Below are 19420 nucleotides of genomic sequence, written 5' to 3'. Positions count from 1 at the left end.
TCAGCCACTGTGACAGATAATTATCAGAAAATAAAGAACTTTGCCAGATTTTTTTTAGTTGTTGATTGCCTTGATTTACTCCTTTATGTTTAGAGGGGACTCGCTCTCCTGATAAGGGGACAGCCCAAGGGACTTTTTCTGTGTCTATTTGGTCAGGTAAAGCGCAGACAACGGAATAACAATGTCCAATATTAATGGGTCTATTTCCCTTAATTGGATTGGGGTAATGAATAAAGGTTTTATCCGCTAACGTTTCGGCAAACCGTCGTGGACAGGGAGTTGTGTCAATACCAAATAAGTTATAATGTTTTGAAGTGGGAGGAATTGTTCTCGATACTGCTGAAAATAAAGTCTCAATTCTCTGTTCATAATTAGGGTCAGTTTGAGTGGGTAAAAACTCTTGAATTCCTCTATATAAACTGTTATAATCTCTTCTAAATAAAGGATTGAGAGACAATTCAACGACTGAGTGAGCTTGTTGGTTACTGGAGAGGGCATCGAGTAATTCTATAATAGTTTCTTTTCTAGCTTTTAGTCCTTGGAAGAGGTTAGACCTCCACACCAGGAATTCCTCGACAGACGTAGCCGTTTCATTTTTGGTCATTTTTAAAATTTATTACCTTATAAATTAGCGGAATATATACGCTAACATCAAAAGAGGTTGTTTGTTACAGTTAAGGCTAATGTCATCACATTCCGAACTTAAGACCAGTCAAGATGTCCACCTGAGAGCCAAACAAATTAAGAGTCTAATTCGCTCTCTTAAACAGAAAATAAAGAAAATTGAACGGGAAGGGGAAGTAGCACCAGCTAATTGTCATATTATTCGTTATCAGGTTAATGGAAAGGGAACAATCTACTGGTATTATAAACTACAGGCTGCTGAATCAATTTTTCCTATGGCCACTAATAATGAGAAAAAAACCAAATATAAATATTTAGGACGAGCCGGAAGTTCTGCTCATATTGATGCTGTAGAAAAACTCACTAGAAGAAATCTCATTGATGAATTAGAACGAGTCATTCAATCTCTAACTGAAAGCTACTTAGATATCTATATTGGAACCGAAACTGAATGAAGCTATTTAATATTTAAAATCCCCTAAAAAGATGGAAAGAGAGTTTTTAAAATCACCTTAATTCTCTATTTTAGCTCTGGAGATATGTTTAGCGTAAAATTTACGCTAACAATTGTTTTTTATCCAAAGTCCAATATAGCCCGAATATGTTTAACATAGGGTGCATGAATGATGGCAGTACCTCCAGTACCACAACCAAACTCTAAAACTTCCATATCAGGGTTAAAGTATTCTTGGGTAACTGTTAATTTTTTCTGGTAAGACTCCTCATCAACAATGGGTTGTTTTGAATATTTGTCGGCGATTTTGTCCCAAAATTTAGTAGAAGTAGTCATAATCAATATTAAGGAATTTCGGAAATTATATCAGCTTTTTTCAGTTATCAGGCATTCAACAGTAGTGTAGGTTAGACGGCTATAATATAGGGTATAATCAGAAACTAACAATCCGTCGGAACCCACCATCTCCAATAATTAGGAGAATACTTAATATTTTATTTACTTGTTTAGATAAGATAATCAGTTAATATAAGAAAACGCATATTTTATTTATATAACCATAGATTATGGATAACAGCCTATCTACTACACCAACAGAAATCAAAAGAATTGAGCAAGTAACAGGAACTATCAAGGTTCGTGGGGTGAACCATTATTATGAGTGGATAAGGCAGCCTGGAACCACAGAAAAACCCGTTATGGTGTTTGTTCATGGATGGGGTGGATCATCAAGATATTGGCGCAGTACAGCAGAAGCTTTGAGTGATAATTATGATTGTTTATTGTATGATTTACGGGGATTTGGTCGTTCTAAATTACCCGAAGATAACTTAAGTTTGAGTTATGAATTAGAAGAATACGCGGAAGATTTAAAGGTATTGTTAGATGGCTTAAAACTTGAAAAAGTTTATATGAATAGTCATTCTATGGGAGCATCTATTGGGGCTTTGTTTAGTACCATGTACCCCGAAAAACTGGAACGTTCTATACTTACTTGTAATGGTATTTTTGAGTATAATAAGTTGGCGTTTGCTGCTTTTCATAAATTAGGTGGTTATGTAGTTAAGTTTCGTTATAATTGGTTCCTTAAAGTACCGTTTGCACCTCGTTTATTCATGGCAAGGTTTTTACATCGTCCCATTGATAAGTTAGAAAAGATTGCTTTTTTAGAGGATTTTCTTTTAGCAGATTATGAAGCAGCATCAGGAACTATTTATACATCTGTGAGTAAAAAAGCTGTGGAAACTATGCCGAAAAAGTTTGCAGAAATTTCCGTCCCAACTTTATTAGTTTCTGGGGAAAAAGATATCATAATTCCTGCTGAAATGGGGCAGGAAGCAGCTAGGTTAAATGATAAAATTGAGTATGTAGAAATGGCAAAAACAGCACATTTTCCTATGTTAGAAGATAAGGAAACTTATTTAACTAAAGTAAAAGAATTTCTGAGTTTATAAATTATTGTTATTCCGATTAATAATTGTAATTCCGAGGTAGGAGTAATCTCTTTCATACCTTAATATTAATCTGTAATATTATCTCTCAACTTTTCTTTTAACCAGTGATGAAAACTAGGATGATAAAATTTATAATATGGGGTGTTTTCTTGAGTTTCTAGGTGTAAAAACTCTCGCCAATCCTCTAATATTATCTCAATATCATATTCATCTTCGTCTAATATTTCTGCAATGTTTTCTACAGAAATAAATAATTCTTTTTCTAACAAACACTCTAAAGTTTTTAAACTAAGTTCGGGTTCTTTTTCAATTGTTTTATTCATAATATTCCAATGTTCTTGATAATATTTGTCTAAGCTTTCTGGTAAACTTTCAGGAGATAAGTTGGGGTGTTTTATTATTTCACTCACATACATAAAATTGCTTTCATTTTTGTTTACCCTGAGAGAAGCCGAAGAGTCAAGTATTTGTAATTTTTCTTGATTATTAGCATAAGTTTTAAGATAGTTTTGAATGTCTTTTTTATTTTCTTCGGGATAGTTTGATAAATCTAATGTTTGTGATGGAGTTTCTATCAATAAACTGGATTTATTGTTAGGAAAAGGACGACGGATAAGGATAAAATAGACATTTTTGGGGAGATAACGGGGTAAATAGAGAAGGTTTGCACCTCTTTTGTATTGGTTTAAATCGAGTCTATGACAACCATCAATAATGATAATTAGGGGTTGTTTTTGGGGTAATTTATCACTGATTTTTTGTAGTAATAATGAGAATAAATTATCATTATTTTCTAATTCATTATCAATTTGATCTGTTTCTAAACTAGATAATATTTCCAGTAATTGATTATTGACTATTTCTAAGAATGTTTCATAATCTCCCAGTTCATTATTCTCCCCCCTTAATAAGGGGGGTTGGGGGGGATGAAAATTGTAGTAAACAACGTTATTATTATTGTTGAAATATTGAGCAGCGATCGCACTTTTTCCGCTTCCTGGTTCACCAATAAGTGTAAAATAACCTTTATCGGATTGATTGATAAAGTTATCAATAGCAGAAAATACAAATTTACGCCCCACAAAATTACGGCTTTTTGCTGTAATAATAGTTTTAAAATATTCAGGATGTCCTCTAGTATTATTGATAGTTTTGATTTTAGACATGGTTTTATGTTTAAATAATTATCATTCTGAAGAACTAAAAAGATGTTCATAATAAATCAACTAATCTATAAAACTACTGATAACTGATAACTTATTATTAATCACTGAAAGAAGAGAACTGATAACTGATAACTGATTATTAATCACTGAAATAAAATGAACCTTTCCCGAACTATCTCCAGCAACAATAGTTAAACTATTGGGAGAAACTGCACAGGAATACATAAAACTATCCCCTATAAAAGTAGCGATTTCTTTCCCTGTGGCTAAATCCCACAATTTCAGGGTTTTGTCATAAGATGCAGAAACCGCTTTTAAGCCATCTGGGGTCACCGACACTGCTGTTACCCAGTCGTTATGACCGGTGAGGGTCAATAGTTCTTGACCTGTAGCTAAATCCCACAATTTCAGGGTTTTGTCATCAGATGCAGAAACCGCTTTTAAGCCATCTGGGGTCACCGACACTGCTGTTACCGAGGAGTTATGACCGGTGAAAGTACGAATGAGAGGACTATCGGGGGTGGTTAGACTGGGAGTTAGAGGACGTAACCAAGTCTTTTTACTGTTGCTATCTTCTGCATCTTTCAATAACTTCTCAATGTCGGGATAATTAAAACCCTGTAATCTTCCCCATAACTGTCCCACTAACTGGGTTGGGTCTTTACTTACAATATGGGAGGACAATTGTAAAGTTCGTTGAATAAATTTGAGGATTTTTAGTTGTTGGGGGTTTAGGGTTTCTTCTGCTACTTCATGAATTAAGTCATAATCCCTAATTAATGCTTCTACCCCAAACTTAGGATGATTAATTTTATCTTCTAAAAAATCAAATTTAGTTAACAGTTGGTAATAAACAACTTTATCTTGAAATTTAGGACTAATGACAAGGTTTTCTACACTAGCTAAAAAATATTCTAGCCTGATAGGACTATCGTTATATAGGTTATAAAATTTTCCCATTTTTCATGTTTTCAAAAGTTAATTTTTTCTATGTAGTTGATTTAATGCCAATTATCCTTGTAAAATCTCAGAGATTTCCGAATTGCGATATTCAGACTCATTTATACTGATGACAACCTCTTCAAATATTTTTCTATTTTTATCCAATTCCTTTTGTTTTGTCAAAAAATCGGTAAAACTCTGATGATAAATTCTATATCGTATTTCTCCTTGAGATTTTTCCTTACTTAAATATTCTACCCACTTATCTAATACTTTATCAATCTCTAAGCATTCAATATCCTTAAACTCGTCTTTCTTTTGCACAATTTCAGTAATAATTTTGCTTGTGGGAGCTACTTTACTTTGAGATAAAATAAAAAGTACAAAAACTTCTAGTTCTTTATTTTTTCCCTCCATATTCATTCTTTGCCAGTGAGTATAATAATATTCTTCTAACCCAATGGGAAAATCCTCTAATTCTAAGTTATCATATTGTCCATTAGCGATCGCAGGGAATACATAGCGTAAATACATGAAATTATTTTCACTTTTCTGGGCGACTTTCTCAATAAAAGTTAATTGAGAAATACTTCTATCTTGTAGCCATTTTTGCAATTTATCCTGATCCTGTTGATCCTCTTCTAAAAATAAACGAATATATTCTCTAACATCTTGGTCATTCCATTTCTGATATTGTTTTTCTCTTAAATCTAATGTTTTATAGGGAGTATCAGGAGAAGTATTTAACCGTTTATTTTCTAGATTATAAGGTCGTCTTGTTAGTAATAAATAGACACCATTAGGTAAATTTTTTGGTAAATCTAAGAGATTACTACTGCCTTCTTGTTCCACTTCATCCAAAGCATCAACAACAATAATTAATTTTTGATTTTCTGATAACTTTTCACTTGCTTTTTGTAATAAACTTCTTAAATCAGCATTCTCTTGATTTGGTAATCTATAACGTATAATTAATTGTTGTCGGATATTACTTAAAAATTGTTCAGGTTTATTTTTTCCTTCAGTGGCAATATTAAAATAACAAGGAACTTTTCTAGATAAAATATACTTAGAAGCAATAGCACTTTTCCCCATTCCTGCATCCCCAATAACAGTAAAATATCCTTTATTGTGACTGTTTATAAATTTATCAAACTCCTGAAAAACAAAACTTCTACCACAAAATAAACCCGTTTTTTCTTCAATTAAAGCCCTAAACTCAGTGGGAATAACATTAAAATCCCAATCAGGATAAACCCCCTCAATTTTAAACTTAGGCGAGGTTGTTTTTTTAGCATAAGATATAAAGATGTCTGAAAATTTTTCCAATTCAACGGATAGTTCAATATTGGACTGTTCTATATCTTCTTTTAACCCAGGTTCCTTCTTTAAAAATCCTTTGACTTTATTTAAAAAAAGTCAAAGGATCGTTGTTAGTATAAGCTTCCAAAAAATCATTTTTAATCTCGTTCTCTCTGAGGACTGCTAAAATAGCATAACATTCAGATACACTATAATCTATCAAAGCATAAGTATAAACAGTATCCACATCATCACTAATTTCCGTAGGAGATAAACCTAACTCCTGTAAAATCCTATTAATGGCTTCATTTTTTTGCCCTTGTTTATATAAACTATTAGCAACTTCAGGCAAACCTTTTATTAAAGCTAATATCTTAGAACCTGTGGTAATAAAGTCAATCATAATACTTATTGAAATGATAGGAGTAGGGTGGGCAGTATATCAGCTTACCATCACTTTATATTAAATCATATTTTCTATAGATAATTCAATCTAAGTAAAAGCAAGACTTGATATTGTCACTGTTCCATAATTTTTCTTGAAATTAGTTCATATTGTTCATTAATAGCATACTAATAACTATTCCCCACTTTTGCTTAATATATCTAACATAACAGGAGAGAGATTTTTTCCTAATTGTCCACTGCGAATTAATTCAGCATAAGTATCAGCTTCAATATCTAATAACTTGTCTTTAAGTTGCTGCATAGCAATAGACTTTAGTTGAGGATATTCTGTTTCAAACTTATAAATTTTCTCTTCTATTGATTTTAACTCTCCTTTGACTAATTCTTGTTCATAGCGATAAAATTCTGAGTCAATACTAGGAGATTCATCTAACTTTTTAAAATAGTCCATAACTCGTCCAACAGCAGTTTTTCTCGCCAATAACTCCGAATATTCCTGACGTAAAGGTTGATCCCCTACTAGGTTTAATTTTTTCAGTACCCATTGTGTGGTTAACCCTTGAATTAATAAAGTAAATAAAACCACACCAAACACTGTATCAATAATATCTTGTCTTCCATTTAAAGAAACTGGTACACTTAAAGCTAAGGCAATGGAAACAGAACCCCTTAAACCGCCCCACCAAAGTACAGTTTGTTCCGGTAAGCTGATATCAACTTTCGTGAAAATATTACTCAAATTTGCCAGTCCAAAAATAGAAATCAGACGAGTCACTAACACAGCAGTAATAGCTATGGCAATAATACCTAAATTATCACTTAAACTACTAAAATTAATCTGGTCACCAATCAATAAAAAGACAATCGAATTAACAAAAAATGCCAAGAAATCCCAAAACTCAGACACTAATAATCTGGTTCTGGGGTTCATACCAATACGAGACCCGAAGTTCCCCAAAATAATTCCCACTGTTACCACAGAAATTACCCCAGATCCTCCCAATTCTTCGGTGATTAAATAAGTCCCATAAGCAGAAACTAAAGTTAAAGATTGCTCAACCAACGGCAGATCAAAACGTTGGGTTAAATAGGAAATCCCAAAGCCAACTAAACAACCTACTCCAATACCAATACCCACAAACTTGAAAAAACTAACTACTGTATCCGTCACAGAAAAAACTTCCGTTCCCAACGGTATTCCTACCAATAATAAGAAAGCAACAACCGCCACACCATCGTTAAATAAACTCTCACCTTCCATCAAAATTGTCAACTTTTTACTGGTTCCCAACTCTCGAAATAAAGCCACCACAGAAACCGGATCTGTAGCCGATAAACTTGCCCCCACTAATAAAGCAATAGGTAAAGTTAAACTTGTCAATTGACTCAAAGCCAAAGCAATACCAATCACCGAAATAATGACCCCGATCACCGCAAATAAAACAACAGGAATCCAATTTTCTTTAAGCGATCGCCAGCGAATATTCCAAGCAGCTTCAAACAATAAAGGAGGCAGGAAAATCTCTAAAATCAACTCAGGAGAAAGATTAACCAAACGAACATCAACAAAAGCTAATCCTAAACCAACAATTACTAATAAAAGAGTGTAGGGAATTTGTCGAAACCAAGAAAAAATACGGGATAAAGTGGCTACACTCAAAGAAACCGATAAAACTACCAAAAATTGTTCTAAATTTTGCTTAATGGCCGCATCAGCAGCAGTAGCTTCGAGACTCATAAGATACTCCTAATTATTGATATTTGAGAAAGATTGCTATATTAAAGACGAAACCTATATTATCCGTCCACAGTGGAGAAGATGTCTCAGTCAGTGTCTACCTGGGGAGATACACCCCTAACTAACCCACCCACCCCACAACAACTTTATCAGATGCAAACCCATCTAGATTTAGTCTTGTTGGCCAGCGAATGCCTAATTGCCATAGATTCGGATATGCTGTTACAAGCAGCCCTTTATTTAGACATTGACACAACTTTAGTCGAAAAGATAAAACTGTGGTCAAACCGAGACACAATTGAAACAGATCCTTTACAAAGCTTCACCCTGGAAGAATTGCGATCGCTAATCCTGATTATTTGCTATATTAACCAACAATATAAAGAGTTGGTCCGCCGTGCTGTCAACCTCCTAGAACAAATGACGGCACAAGATAAAGATCCTGCCAAAACCACCCTATTAGGCAACTATTTAGAAAAATTTCGTTACTTTCACCCAAAAAAACCTAATGAAGTCAACCTTTCATCGGAACAATTAGTACAACTAGCATGGAAACTATTAATTGATTTATTATTCTACAGTGGAGACAATGGCTACGATCGCTTATGGTTGGCTCTACTTGATTATAAATCTTGACTCAAACCATATCTTTTTTAAACTAGCCAATTTATAGATGATGTTATTTAATAATACCCCTTTACAAACTTATACCCCTCCTACCTGTACCCTGAAATTATGGGATAAACCCCCTCTATTCTCCCGTTGGGGAGAATTAGTCTCTTTAGATAAGATTCAATTTGAACTACAATTTGATGATCCTCGACTCTTAGAAGAAGATCAAGTCACTGTTAAAGGCGATCGCTTGCAACTAGAATTATTACGCAACGTTGTCCAAACCTATGTTAAGAAGTTCCTTCATCAAACCACCTTTGACTGGCAAAAGTCTCCAGAAACAGAATTATCTACTAGCCAACCTTACCATCTTCCCTCCCTATCTCCTCAAGGCTTACTCACCCATCATTTGACTTTAGGATCATTAGCCTCTCAAGCTTCTCATCAGTCAGTTACCCTCACCGTTTCCCAACTGTTTGACTTAGTTAATGCTCTCGAGGAGTACCATAACACTATTGTTACCCTAGCCGATCCCAAAAGTACCCCTTTAAGAAAAAGTTTCAAGGTTTGGATAGCAACTGGTACAGTAGCAGTCTTAGCTATTTTAATTCCCACAGTGGGGGTAAAGTGGTTTAGACAAGTAATCTCAACAAATATGGGTGAAGAGGATGTTAGAGAAACCACCGAAAATCCCCTATCCTTTTTGGATGTGTTACCCCCCGTACCACCACCCCCAAAACACCCCTTCCGACCCCTTCCTTAGCCCCTAAATTGGCTAGTCGAGACCCTTTGCCCCCCCCTGGAAAAATTGACCAAGGAACACCCCCACCCCGTAACGCCAATGTTGCTATTCAAGCCCCTCCTTTACGGGTACTTCCACCACCACCAGCAGCCCCTCCGGCCCCTCCTAAACCTAATACCACTGCTTCCAATAGCTCAGTAACCGTTGAACAAGTTCCCACACATCTTCTCCCTAATGGAGAAACCCCCATTGTTATGCCAGGGTTACCCCCAGAAAGGGTTGAGCAACTGATTCAAAACCCCACTTTACCCACGCCCCCAACCTTACAGGCAAAAACTCCCAATAGGAATAACACACCCTATATGCTTTCTGAAACTGCTCGGGAGCAAAATCAACCAACTATTCCCGACGAGTTATTGTCTCCAGAATCTAAAATTATTCCAAAACCACCCCCAGAAACCACCCTTCTCGATGCCATTCCCCAAGTTGCTCAAGTACGCCAATATTTTCAGGAAAGGTGGCAACCCCCTGAAAATTTACAACAAACCCTAGAATATCGTTTGATTGTTCAAGAAGACGGTTCTATTCAAAAAACTATCCCTTTAGGTCGTTCTGCGGCTATTTATCTTTCTCAAATTCCTTTTCCGTCCCCTGGATCTGAGTTTGTCTCTCCCCTGCAAACCCCCAATAATCAAACTATTCGCTTAGTTTTAATTCCTAATGGCAAGGTTAAAACCCTTTTAGAGTAAATCGGGTGAACTAGCGACTCCCAAAGTCGTAGCAAAGGTACGGCTTTGGCTTGGAATAGTTTGCTATCGATTAACGATAGAACAATCAAATAGTTGAAAAATCTTAGCAGTAACACCAGTAAAAATAGCTTGAACTTGATAATCAGGAAGTACATCTCCTGAAAAGTCTCCTGTATCAGTGTCAAAAGACCATTGAAGCTGGCCATAATAAAAACCATGAGCTTTAATTTCATTTAGCTGAGAATTTGGGTGCATAAGACTCTTAGTAAATTTTACCTCTAACAAAATGCAATGACACTCCAATGCACTATGGTGTCTAGGAAAATAAAAGCTTAAATCGATAGAATAGGGGTCAACTAAGCATTGAGTATCTGCATCAGTTAGCCAAGGGTTTAAATCAACGTCAGCTTCTGGAAATTCTGCTCGAAACAAAACCCCTATTTGAGCAATTTTGCGGGTTAACTCAAAACTGATTGCATGGGTAGTTGCGTTCATAAATGGCCTCGCTTCAGATCACAATTCATAGTATTTCTTAATAAAGGAATAACTGTTGTTGAGTTTTTTTAGGGAATATCCTTTGAATTAGGGTGGGCTAAACTGGCTAAAATGCTTGAATTGACAAGATTAATCAAAGCACTGACTGAACCAGACTAACCGCACTAAAGGATAACCTTATTGAAAAAGATTCTCTTGACAAGTCTCCTTATTGAGAGTATATATCAATAAGGAGCAATTTTAACTTAAAGATTTTTAGGAGATTGTCATGAGCAGATACGCAGAAGAACTGAGAACCACAGCAAAAGCAATGGTAGCCAGAGGAAAAGGCATTCTGGCCATGGATGAAAGTAACGGCACTTGTAATAAACGCTTTGATAAGCTAGGCATTCCCACAACCGAAGAATATCGTCAAATCTATCGCTCCCTGATTTTGCAAACCCCAGAACTCTCAAACTATATCAGTGGTCCGATCCTCTATGACGAAACCATTCGTCAGACAACCCCAGATGGAGTTCCTTTATTAAAAATAATCACCGATGCAGGGATGATTCCGGGTATTAAAGTAGATACAGGGGCTAAAGATTTAGCTGGATGCCCCAACGAAAAGGTAACAGAAGGACTCGATGGTTTACGGGATCGTATTGCCGAGTATTATAGTATGGGGGCGCGTTTTGCTAAATGGCGGGCAGTGATCACCATTGGTAACGGCATTCCCAGTCGTGGTTGTATCAAAGCCAATGCCCATGGTTTAGCTCGTTATGCTGCTCTTTGTCAAGAAGGGGGTTTAGTTCCCATTGTTGAACCGGAAGTCTTAATTGATGGGGATCACACCCTGGAGCGGTGTTGGAATGTGACAGATGAAACCCTCCATGAAGTATTTAATCAGCTATATACCCAAAATGTCGCCTTCGATCAAATGGTGTTGAAGCCCAGCATGGTTATCTCAGGAAAAGATTGCCCCCAACAAGCCAGCGTTGAAGAAGTAGCCAAAGCGACGATTAGTTGTCTATTGAAAAATGTGCCAGCGACAGTGGCCGGCATTGCCTTTCTCTCTGGAGGGCAGTCAAAGGAACAATCTTCAGCACATCTTAACGCCATGAATCAGATGTTTGGGGATCAATGTCCTTGGCCTGTAACCTTCTCCTATGCCCGTGCCATTCAACAACCGGCTCTTGATTATTGGGCAGGAGATTCAAGTCGCATCAGCGGAGCCCAAACTCGTTTACTGAAGCGAGCTCAGTGTAACGGCGCAGCCAGCCTGGGTGAATATTCCAGCGAAATGGAAAAAACCTTAGCAACAGTCTAGCAAAGACCCTAAGCTGTTGATCTCACAGGGTGACAAGTCTTTCAAAAGGCTAGGTTGAACAAAATCGTTTCGCGCAGTCCCCATCTAAAATTTTTAATTTAGCTATCCGCCGCGAGAAGCCCGACGCTGTATTGTCTGCCGAGTTTAACAATCGCTCTCTTCAATCAGCTTCGGATGAATCGCGGACAGGTCAGCACCTTTGACACTTGACAAAAAAGTAAATACAATTAAAACAGTCTAATCGACACCTGGAAACAGGATCAAAAGTTAAAGGGCGAACCCCATCGCTCTAGTCAGTGGAGTGTCACTGAAGTTATAGATTGATATCAGTCAGTTATGGAGCGAATTTCTGCCCTAGGTTTGGATGTTGGGAAAAAACGCATTGGGGTGGCAGGATGCGATGGCACAGGGTTGATTGCCACAGGTTTAACTACCATTGAACGTAAATCATTCCCTCAAGACGTACAACAACTGCAAGCATTGGTTACCGAACGAAATGTACAGTTATTAGTAGTTGGTCTTCCTTACTGTATGGACGGAAGTATAGGGTTTCAGGCCAAACAAGTGCAAAAATTTGCCAAACGCATCTCCAAAGCCCTGGAACTGCCCGTAGAGTACATGGATGAACGCCTTACTTCCGTTGAAGCAGAAACCCACTTAAAAGCTCAAAAAAAATATTCCCGCCACAATAAAGGCCTAGTTGATCGCCTAGCCGCCACCATTATTTTACAACAGTGGTTGGATCAGCGTCGTGCTTCTTTCGTTTAGGGTTGACATTGTTATGAGCTTGTGCAATACTGAAGTGTAGCATTGGAAAATGCGGGTGTAGCTCAGTGGTAGAGCGTCACCTTGCCAAGGTGAATGTCGCGCGTTCGAATCGCGTCTCCCGCTCTTTAAAAACCCCGTAGTTAACTACGGGGTTTGAGTTTAGGGACAAAGTTCAACAGTCCAATGGCCAGAATGATCACCTCGAGAACAGGATTGTTGACTTCCTGCTTCTGTTAAACCCCATTTACCGGTAGACTGATCGAACTCAAACTTGAGTCGGTAACGTATTCCTTGAACAGAATCATCAGGTAAATTCATCTGGGTTAAGAACAAAGTCCTTTTAAAGCCTTGTTGTTCAAGAACTTCAATTTCTTGAGAAAAATTTCCTTCAACCGCTTCCTCTTTATTACCAAATAAGTTTAAGGCAATGGTTTCAGGTTCTTCTGCTGTTAATTCCCCGTCCAGTTGAGCAAGATCCAGGGGACGGTAAGCTTCCTCCTTACCCAAAGGACCATTCTGGGCGGTACAACCCATAACCATTGACCAGAGACTCAACCCTAACCCTATAGATTGTAAACGATATTTATTCATTGATGTTTTTCTTTTTGTTGACATACTCCCGTCGACGGAGTCGAGGGATTCTAACACCTCACGATGCTAGTTTTCTGCTTCGTCCCCCACCAACTAGAGCATCGTGACCGATACTCCCCGTCGCTCTGAGTCCACAGACATTTTTGGGTCCCAACGCCTCTGAGGTTTCCTCAGAGGACGCAAGCCGACCCGCTACCATCTGCCCGACGGCGGCTATGCCTCTATTTCTAACTACTTGACTAGTGCAGCTTGGCGAAAGTAATCCACCAGATTTTTACAGAAACTTTCGTGACTAGCCACGACAATGTGTTTCAATGAAACTAACGGACGAATCTCGAAGTTGATGTCCATGATAAAAGCATTGCCAATTAACCTCTCCAACCTACAGAAAACAGTACTCCAACAAATAGTGAGAGGGACAACAAACCCCTATCGCCTTGTTAGACGAGCCAAGCTAATCTTAGCCGCAGCATCAGGAGAGAGCAATAGTTCGATTAGTCGAAGATTAGAATTAGACCGAGTACAAGTGCGTCAGTGGCGATCGCGATGGTTTGAGGAGAGAGAAAAACTGAGTGCCGCCGAAGAACAACAGGTAACGGAGAAAGCATTAATGGTCTTGATCAAAGGAATTTTAAGCGATCGCCCAAGACCTGGAACAACAAAATCCTTTACGGTCGAACAAGTAGTCCAGATTGTAGCGATCGCTTGTGAAGAATGTGAAAAATCAGACAGACCAGTGAGCCATTGGACACCTTCAGAGTTGGCGGATGAAGCCATAAAAAGAGGAATTGTCGAAAAGATTTCCCCCCGTAGTGTGGGGCGTTTTTTAAAAAGAAGCGACATTACAACCACATCTCGTTCGTTACTGGTTAAATGCCAAAATTGATGATCCCTTAAAATTTAAAAAGCAAGTCAAATATATCTGTGAACTTCATCAAGAAGCTAAAACTTTGTTAGAACAAGGAATTCATTTAATTAGTACAGATGAAATGACAGGGATTCAAGCTCTTGAGAGATTATTTCCGAACAAAAGAATCAAGCCTAAACAAGTAGAAAAAATCGAATTTGAATATGAAAGACACGGAACTTTAAGCTTGATTGCGAACTGGGATGTGGCAAGAGGAAAAGTTGTTAGTCCCTCTATTGGACCGACAAGAACAGAACAAGATTTTTCTGAACATATCCAGAGAACGATTAAGATTGATGAAAAAGCAGAATGGATTTTTATTGTAGATCAACTCAACACTCATAAATCGGAAAGCTTAGTCAAATTAGTAGCAGAAAGCTGTGGAATTACTATTGATTTGGGGAGAAAGGGAAAGGAGGGGATTTTGCAATCTATGGACAGCAGAGCAGATTTTTTATCAGATGAATCTCATCGAATTCGCTTTGTTTATATTCCCAAACATACATCGTGGCTTAATCAAATTGAGTGTTGGTTTTCGATCTTAGTCCGGCGTTTACTCAAAAGAATTACTGTCCGTTCAACTGAAGAACTATCCCAAAAAATTCTCAATTTTATTGATTACTTTAATCAACATTTTGCTAAGCCGTTCGTTTGGAAATTTAAGGGCTTTAAAGATCATAAGTGACTGGTGGATTATTTTTGCTAAGCTGCACTAGTGCAGCTTGGCGAAAGTAATCCACCAGATTTTTACAGAAACTTTCGTGACTAGCCACGACAATGTGTTTCAATGAAACTAACGGACGAATCTCGAAGTTGATGTCCATGATAAAAGCATTGCCAATTAACCTCTCCAACCTACAGAAAACAGTACTCCAACAAATAGTGAGAGGGACAACAAACCCCTATCGCCTTGTTAGACGAGCCAAGCTAATCTTAGCCGCAGCATCAGGAGAGAGCAATAGTTCGATTAGTCGAAGATTAGAATTAGACCGAGTACAAGTGCGTCAGTGGCGATCGCGATGGTTTGAGGAGAGAGAAAAACTGAGTGCCGCCGAAGAACAACAGGTAACGGAGAAAGCATTAATGGTCTTTATCAAAGGAATTTTAAGCGATCGCCCAAGACCTGGAACAACAAAATCCTTTACGGTCGAACAAGTAGTCCAGATTGTAGAGATCGCTTGTGAAGAATGTGAAAAATCAGACAGACCAGTGAGCCATTGGACACCTTCAGAGTTGGCGGATGAAGCCATAAAAAGAGGAATTGTCGAAAAGATTTCCCCCCGTAGTGTGGGGCGTTTTTTAAAAAGAAGCGACATTACAACCACATCTCGTTCGTTACTGGTTAAATGCCAAAATTGATGATCCCTTAAAATTTAAAAAGCAAGTCAAATATATCTGTGAACTTCATCAAGAAGCTAAAACTTTGTTAGAACAAGGAATTCATTTAATTAGTACAGATGAAATGACAGGGATTCAAGCTCTTTAGAGATTATTTCCGAACAAAAGAATCAAGCCTAAACAAGTAGAAAAAATCGAATTTGAATATGAAAGACACGGAACTTTAAGCTTGATTGCGAACTGGGATGTGGCAAGAGGAAAAGTTGTTAGTCCCTCTATTGGACCGACAAGAACAGAACAAGATTTTTCTGAACATATCCAGAGAACGATTAAGATTGATGAAAAAGCAGAATGGATTTTTATTGTAGATAAACTCAACACTCATAAATCGGAAAGCTTAGTCAAATTAGTAGCAGAAAGCTGTGGAATTACTATTGATTTGGGGAGAAAGGGAAAGGAGGGGATTTTGCAATCTATGGACAGCAGAGCAGATTTTTTATCAGATGAATCTCATCGAATTCGCTTTGTTTATATTCCCAAACATACATCGTGGCTTAATCAAATTGAGTGTTGGTTTTCGATCTTAGTCAGGCGTTTACTCAAAAGAATTACTGTCCGTTCAACTGAAGAACTATCCCAAAAAATTCTCAATTTTATTGATTACTTTAATCAACATTTTGCTAAGCCGTTCGTTTGGAAATTTAAGGGCTTTAAAGATCATAAGTGACTGGTGGATTATTTTTGCTAAGCTGCACTAGATAAACCAACGGGACGATCAATTTGGGGATGAGTTTGGGGATCATATTCATAAATCCTTTTAAAGTTTCCTAAACAGTGATTATTTTTCCCTGTCAACTCAGTAGCAACTAATTGTAAGGTGTAGTCAAAATCCTCGTAGTTGCTGCCAAGTTCACGAATTCCAAACAATATTTTTCCTGTTGGTAGTATGGTTAATGCCTCTACTTTCCAATAAGGGGCCCCTGAAGGAAATTTTTTTGTGGTCAAAGCACGCAGAAAACGAGGACGAAGACTTAAAGAACTCCCAGGAAACCCAGTGGGTTCTATGACTTCTGCTTCCTCCTCTTTGCCCACTTCCCAGGTTAGAAGGGTATTATATGAATCCTTACTAGCATTCTCAAGAAATACTCGGTCAAAACCAGAGCTTAAAAAGATACGCTTCCTCTTCCCAGGTTCAAGGGCAAAGTCTTCTGCTTTACTGAGTTGTTGAATCTGGGGGACTTCTACGTATCCAGTGCGAGTGAGAATGTTGCCCTGGAGTTGAGCAGTCATGACAGAAGATGCACCGGGAATATCCTTATCAGAAGCTATATACAACTGATTCTCAGCTTGAATGACGGCAGAAGGTTCACAAAAAACAGGCTTACTTCCATCTTCTGCATAGCTCAGACTTTCCTCGAAGCAATCAAACACACCACGATAAGTAATTTTTGCCGTGGTAGGATTGCCTAGGGTCATACCCATAGGTGCGCTCAAAAGTAGCATAATTAATACTAACACTGAAAGCAATGCTTGATTTAACAGCTTATTCTGGGTCATATTCAGGTCTATTGAGAATTTTCTGCGATATAAGCTTAGGCCATAACCATACCACCATCTACATTGAAAACTTGTCCTGTGATGTAAGCGCCGGCTGGATCGGTGGCTAAAAATCTCACCATTCCTGCTACCTCTTCGACGGTTCCTAACCTTGCCAAAGGGATAAACTGTAGAAGATCGTCTGTTTTAACTTTCTCTGTCATATCGGTGACAATAAAGCCCGGAGCCACTGCATTAACGGTAACACCACGGGGAGCAACTTCTTTGGCCACTGCTTTGGTTAAACCAATAACTCCTGCTTTAGCTGCGCTATAGTTGGCTTGGCCAGGGTTCCCCATTTCCCCGACTACTGAGGAAATATTGATAATACGCCCACTTTTTTGTTTTAACATAGGTCTGGTGACGGCTTTGGTGCAGAGGAAAACCCCCGTGAGGTTGAGATCGATAACTGCTTGCCAGTCTTGGGGTTTCATGCGCATTAAGAGGTTGTCACGGGTGATACCTGCGTTGTTGACTAAAATATCGATGCGCCCAAACTTATCTAAAGTGGTTTTGAAGAGGTTGTCTACCTCTTCGCTTTTAGAGACATCTCCTTGAACTGCGATCGCTTCTCCTGAGCCTTCTGTAATCAGTTTAACCACTTCGTCGGCTGCATCACTGGAACTAGCGTAGTTGACAACTACTTTTAAACCCAGGGTTCCCAGAGCTAGGGCGATCGCTCTACCGATACCCCGTGATGCTCCGGTAATGACGGCAACTTGTTCATTTAGGGGTGGGGCGACAGTTGACATAATACTTCCTTTTTTCAATTGCTTGACAATTATATTATTTTTTTCGCACATAGGAAGGGATATGGGAGATAGATAGCTTTTCTATGATGCTATCTTTACCCACAAAAAATTCGTCGATGGCTTTAGTTTCTCCTGATACTGTGGCAAAATCATCAAAGACCAATAAACCCCCGCTAACCACCCGATCAAACAAATGATTGAGGATAGTAACTGAAGGTTGATAAACGTCAACATCAATGTGTAATAAAGAAATTTTCAACTCAGGATGATTCGCAACATAATCTGGAATTGTTTGAGTAATATCTCCTTGAATTAATTCATAGTTTTGAAATTTTTTATGAGCGAGAACTTCTTCTAGTTCATGAATGGAGATCCCCTGTCCTGCCGTTACTTCAAACTTTTCCACAAAACTTTGATCCTCTACATTTTCTTGTTGAGGAAACTTGCCAAAGGCATCAAAGCCAATAATTTTTCTGGAATAAGGACTTTCTAATACTTCTCTAAATGTACAAAAACGTATAAAAGAAGCACCTTTAAACACACCACCCGGATTTCTCACAAATTAATTTGAAAGCCCAATCCAGAGATGAAAAATGATAATTTTTAGGACTAATATAAATTTTGAATATAGATGAATAAAAAAATTGACTTTGATTATCCAAAAATTGAGTTTAAGAGGGAATAATTATATTAACTTTTGATTTTCTCCACGATAAATAAGACTAAATAAAAGTATCAGTCAGTCAACAACTTATGATAGATATCTTTTTTAAAAAACAACTTATTCTACTTATCCACTATTAGGAATAGTTTTAATTCTTTTGTTAGCAATAGATAAAATATCTTGATAAGGACAAGCACTAGCTATAGCGATAATAATTCTTCTACAACTAATCTTTATTCTGGCTCCCAACTTAAGAAGATTTAGACGTATTCTTCCCACAGTTGCTTTAGCCAATGAAGTTTTTTTAAAACAGTGTTGACGAAAAGCATTTATGAGAACATAAGCCCAGGAATGTATCCATAATCTTAGTTGATTACTTTGAAATGTTTGAGTTTAATTTCTATCAGCTAACAAGTCTAATTGTTGTTCTTTAATCCGATTTTCCATCTCGCCTCTCGGACAGTATTTTTTTGTATAAAGTTTTGAGGGTGGAATTTTTGAAGCGGGCAAAGATGTCACCACATGGCGCATTTTTAGTAATTGCTCACCGCAATAAAGAATCTGTCTTGACAACATAAAGGTAAAATCGGGGATTTTTATGTATAGTGGGGGTTATGACCACAAATGCTACCATTGATTCAAAGCTAGTTAGAGCTATCGCCGATGAACAGTTGGCGAAGAATGTCTTCATGATTGAGTGGCTAGTCAAGGCACAACAACAGTTATCTCTTCAACAAAGACTGATTGACCAGCAACAACAACAAATCTCTACACAACAGCAAGAAATTGAAAATTGATACCGAGAGAGA

At 37.7% G+C, this 19420-nt stretch carries 20 protein-coding genes, 1 tRNA gene and 4 pseudogenes; 12 read left to right on the top strand and 13 right to left on the bottom strand.

The window, feature by feature from the left end; genetic code table 11:
- Positions 1–604: transposase (locus CWATDRAFT_RS20350; protein WP_198139007.1), on the bottom strand; the 604-nt coding region annotated here is incomplete at its 3' end.
- A 79-nt stretch (positions 605–683) separates the two neighbouring features.
- Here CWATDRAFT_RS20350 and CWATDRAFT_RS20345 point away from each other — a divergent pair.
- Positions 684–1079 carry a hypothetical protein gene (locus CWATDRAFT_RS20345; RefSeq protein WP_007303072.1) on the top strand — a complete coding sequence of 132 codons (396 nt, stop codon included), beginning with the start codon at positions 684–686 and terminating at the stop codon, positions 1077–1079.
- A 119-nt stretch (positions 1080–1198) separates the two neighbouring features.
- Here CWATDRAFT_RS20345 and CWATDRAFT_RS20340 read toward each other — a convergent pair whose 3' ends face one another.
- Positions 1199–1414, bottom strand: a complete 216-nt coding sequence (locus CWATDRAFT_RS20340) for a class I SAM-dependent methyltransferase (RefSeq protein ID WP_007306793.1) — start codon at positions 1412–1414, stop codon at positions 1199–1201.
- 230 nt (positions 1415–1644) lie between these two features.
- Between CWATDRAFT_RS20340 and CWATDRAFT_RS20335 the strand changes: the two genes are divergently transcribed.
- Positions 1645–2532, top strand: coding sequence for an alpha/beta fold hydrolase (locus tag CWATDRAFT_RS20335; RefSeq protein WP_007306795.1), 888 nt, complete (start codon positions 1645–1647; stop codon positions 2530–2532).
- Between the two features lie 65 nt (positions 2533–2597).
- Here CWATDRAFT_RS20335 and CWATDRAFT_RS20330 read toward each other — a convergent pair whose 3' ends face one another.
- From CWATDRAFT_RS20330 to CWATDRAFT_RS20315, 5 genes are all read right to left on the bottom strand, one after another.
- The gene (locus tag CWATDRAFT_RS20330; protein WP_007306792.1) at positions 2598–3698 is read right to left on the bottom strand and encodes an ATP-binding protein; all 1101 of its coding nucleotides are present in this window, start codon (positions 3696–3698) and stop codon (positions 2598–2600) included.
- 60 nt (positions 3699–3758) lie between these two features.
- Positions 3759–4658: a WD40 repeat domain-containing protein gene (locus tag CWATDRAFT_RS20325; RefSeq protein WP_007306791.1), complete on the bottom strand. Its 900-nt coding sequence runs from the start codon at positions 4656–4658 to the stop codon at positions 3759–3761.
- A 51-nt stretch (positions 4659–4709) separates the two neighbouring features.
- A complete protein-coding gene (locus CWATDRAFT_RS20320; RefSeq protein WP_007306790.1) occupies positions 4710–5969 on the bottom strand; it encodes a P-loop domain-containing protein in 1260 nt (419 codons plus the stop codon).
- Positions 5970–6045: 76 nt separating this feature from the next.
- A complete protein-coding gene (locus CWATDRAFT_RS40165; protein ID WP_007306789.1) occupies positions 6046–6345 on the bottom strand; it encodes a hypothetical protein in 300 nt (99 codons plus the stop codon).
- 177 nt (positions 6346–6522) lie between these two features.
- Positions 6523–8088: a cation:proton antiporter gene (locus CWATDRAFT_RS20315; protein WP_007306788.1), complete on the bottom strand. Its 1566-nt coding sequence runs from the start codon at positions 8086–8088 to the stop codon at positions 6523–6525.
- A 93-nt stretch (positions 8089–8181) separates the two neighbouring features.
- Between CWATDRAFT_RS20315 and CWATDRAFT_RS20310 the strand changes: the two genes are divergently transcribed.
- Together CWATDRAFT_RS20310 and CWATDRAFT_RS41900 are read left to right on the top strand one after the other, a co-directional pair.
- Positions 8182–8724 carry a DUF3038 domain-containing protein gene (locus tag CWATDRAFT_RS20310; protein WP_232287153.1) on the top strand — a complete coding sequence of 181 codons (543 nt, stop codon included), beginning with the start codon at positions 8182–8184 and terminating at the stop codon, positions 8722–8724.
- A gap of 37 nt (positions 8725–8761) precedes the next feature.
- Positions 8762–10191 (top strand): annotated as a pseudogene (locus CWATDRAFT_RS41900) (DUF4335 domain-containing protein).
- Between the two features lie 63 nt (positions 10192–10254).
- Here CWATDRAFT_RS41900 and CWATDRAFT_RS20300 read toward each other — a convergent pair.
- Positions 10255–10686 (bottom strand): hypothetical protein, encoded by a 432-nt coding sequence (locus CWATDRAFT_RS20300; protein WP_007306787.1) that lies wholly within the window; start codon positions 10684–10686, stop codon positions 10255–10257.
- Positions 10687–10954: 268 nt separating this feature from the next.
- Between CWATDRAFT_RS20300 and CWATDRAFT_RS20295 the strand changes: the two genes are divergently transcribed.
- The 3 genes from CWATDRAFT_RS20295 to CWATDRAFT_RS20285 all read left to right on the top strand — a co-directional run bounded on the left by CWATDRAFT_RS20295 (position 10955) and on the right by CWATDRAFT_RS20285 (position 12886).
- On the top strand, positions 10955–11995 hold the full coding sequence (locus CWATDRAFT_RS20295; RefSeq protein WP_007306799.1) for a class I fructose-bisphosphate aldolase: 1041 nt from the start codon (positions 10955–10957) through the stop codon (positions 11993–11995).
- 336 nt (positions 11996–12331) lie between these two features.
- Complete coding sequence (gene ruvX, locus CWATDRAFT_RS20290) at positions 12332–12763, top strand: Holliday junction resolvase RuvX (RefSeq protein ID WP_007306800.1); 432 nt, start codon at positions 12332–12334, stop codon at positions 12761–12763.
- 51 nt (positions 12764–12814) lie between these two features.
- Positions 12815–12886 (top strand) — tRNA-Gly (locus CWATDRAFT_RS20285).
- A 36-nt stretch (positions 12887–12922) separates the two neighbouring features.
- Here CWATDRAFT_RS20285 and CWATDRAFT_RS20280 read toward each other — a convergent pair.
- Entirely contained in the window at positions 12923–13378 is a 456-nt protein-coding gene (locus tag CWATDRAFT_RS20280) for a hypothetical protein (protein WP_007306786.1), read from the bottom strand.
- Between the two features lie 280 nt (positions 13379–13658).
- On the opposite strand from CWATDRAFT_RS20280, the gene CWATDRAFT_RS20275 reads away from it, so the two are divergent.
- The 4 genes and pseudogenes from CWATDRAFT_RS20275 to CWATDRAFT_RS20260 all read left to right on the top strand — a co-directional run bounded on the left by CWATDRAFT_RS20275 (position 13659) and on the right by CWATDRAFT_RS20260 (position 16326).
- Positions 13659–14240 (top strand): helix-turn-helix domain-containing protein, encoded by a 582-nt coding sequence (locus tag CWATDRAFT_RS20275; RefSeq protein ID WP_007303150.1) that lies wholly within the window; start codon positions 13659–13661, stop codon positions 14238–14240.
- A gap of 64 nt (positions 14241–14304) precedes the next feature.
- Positions 14305–14946 carry a transposase gene (locus CWATDRAFT_RS20270; RefSeq protein ID WP_007303151.1) on the top strand — a complete coding sequence of 214 codons (642 nt, stop codon included), beginning with the start codon at positions 14305–14307 and terminating at the stop codon, positions 14944–14946.
- Between the two features lie 92 nt (positions 14947–15038).
- Entirely contained in the window at positions 15039–15620 is a 582-nt protein-coding gene (locus CWATDRAFT_RS20265) for a helix-turn-helix domain-containing protein (RefSeq protein WP_007306801.1), read from the top strand.
- Positions 15621–15684: 64 nt separating this feature from the next.
- A pseudogene (locus CWATDRAFT_RS20260) lies at positions 15685–16326 on the top strand (transposase).
- A 17-nt stretch (positions 16327–16343) separates the two neighbouring features.
- Here the strand turns inward: CWATDRAFT_RS20260 and CWATDRAFT_RS20255 are convergent.
- The 4 genes and pseudogenes from CWATDRAFT_RS20255 to CWATDRAFT_RS34215 form a co-directional block, all read right to left on the bottom strand.
- Positions 16344–17156, bottom strand: a complete 813-nt coding sequence (locus tag CWATDRAFT_RS20255) for a hypothetical protein (protein WP_007306785.1) — start codon at positions 17154–17156, stop codon at positions 16344–16346.
- A 35-nt stretch (positions 17157–17191) separates the two neighbouring features.
- Positions 17192–17947: a 3-oxoacyl-[acyl-carrier-protein] reductase gene (gene fabG / locus CWATDRAFT_RS20250; RefSeq protein ID WP_042711993.1), complete on the bottom strand. Its 756-nt coding sequence runs from the start codon at positions 17945–17947 to the stop codon at positions 17192–17194.
- Between the two features lie 34 nt (positions 17948–17981).
- Complete coding sequence (locus CWATDRAFT_RS20245) at positions 17982–18506, bottom strand: TylF/MycF/NovP-related O-methyltransferase (protein ID WP_007306783.1); 525 nt, start codon at positions 18504–18506, stop codon at positions 17982–17984.
- A gap of 231 nt (positions 18507–18737) precedes the next feature.
- Positions 18738–19160 (bottom strand): annotated as a pseudogene (locus tag CWATDRAFT_RS34215) (transposase); the annotation flags it as partial.
- A gap of 56 nt (positions 19161–19216) precedes the next feature.
- Here CWATDRAFT_RS34215 and CWATDRAFT_RS20235 point away from each other — a divergent pair.
- Positions 19217–19402: pseudogene (locus CWATDRAFT_RS20235) on the top strand (IS66 family transposase); the annotation flags it as partial.
- Between the last annotated feature and the right edge of the window lie 18 nt (positions 19403–19420).

The organism is Crocosphaera watsonii WH 8501 (assembly GCF_000167195.1).
GTDB lineage: Bacteria > Cyanobacteriota > Cyanobacteriia > Cyanobacteriales > Microcystaceae > Crocosphaera > Crocosphaera watsonii.
Note: the sequence above shows the minus strand (reverse complement) of the source record. Positions and strands in the feature narration are given on the sequence as shown.

Coding starts and splice junctions, on each gene's coding strand:
- CWATDRAFT_RS20345 (WP_007303072.1), top strand. CDS start 684: ATGTCATCACATTCCGAACTTAAGACCAGTCAAGATGTCCACCTGAGA.
- CWATDRAFT_RS20340 (WP_007306793.1), bottom strand. CDS start 1,414: ATGACTACTTCTACTAAATTTTGGGACAAAATCGCCGACAAATATTCA.
- CWATDRAFT_RS20335 (WP_007306795.1), top strand. CDS start 1,645: ATGGATAACAGCCTATCTACTACACCAACAGAAATCAAAAGAATTGAG.
- CWATDRAFT_RS20330 (WP_007306792.1), bottom strand. CDS start 3,698: ATGTCTAAAATCAAAACTATCAATAATACTAGAGGACATCCTGAATAT.
- CWATDRAFT_RS20325 (WP_007306791.1), bottom strand. CDS start 4,658: ATGGGAAAATTTTATAACCTATATAACGATAGTCCTATCAGGCTAGAA.
- CWATDRAFT_RS40165 (WP_007306789.1), bottom strand. CDS start 6,345: ATGATTGACTTTATTACCACAGGTTCTAAGATATTAGCTTTAATAAAA.
- CWATDRAFT_RS20315 (WP_007306788.1), bottom strand. CDS start 8,088: ATGAGTCTCGAAGCTACTGCTGCTGATGCGGCCATTAAGCAAAATTTA.
- CWATDRAFT_RS20300 (WP_007306787.1), bottom strand. CDS start 10,686: ATGAACGCAACTACCCATGCAATCAGTTTTGAGTTAACCCGCAAAATT.
- CWATDRAFT_RS20295 (WP_007306799.1), top strand. CDS start 10,955: ATGAGCAGATACGCAGAAGAACTGAGAACCACAGCAAAAGCAATGGTA.
- ruvX (WP_007306800.1), top strand. CDS start 12,332: ATGGAGCGAATTTCTGCCCTAGGTTTGGATGTTGGGAAAAAACGCATT.
- CWATDRAFT_RS20280 (WP_007306786.1), bottom strand. CDS start 13,378: ATGTCAACAAAAAGAAAAACATCAATGAATAAATATCGTTTACAATCT.
- CWATDRAFT_RS20275 (WP_007303150.1), top strand. CDS start 13,659: ATGTGTTTCAATGAAACTAACGGACGAATCTCGAAGTTGATGTCCATG.
- CWATDRAFT_RS20265 (WP_007306801.1), top strand. CDS start 15,039: ATGTGTTTCAATGAAACTAACGGACGAATCTCGAAGTTGATGTCCATG.
- CWATDRAFT_RS20255 (WP_007306785.1), bottom strand. CDS start 17,156: ATGACCCAGAATAAGCTGTTAAATCAAGCATTGCTTTCAGTGTTAGTA.
- fabG (WP_042711993.1), bottom strand. CDS start 17,947: ATGTCAACTGTCGCCCCACCCCTAAATGAACAAGTTGCCGTCATTACC.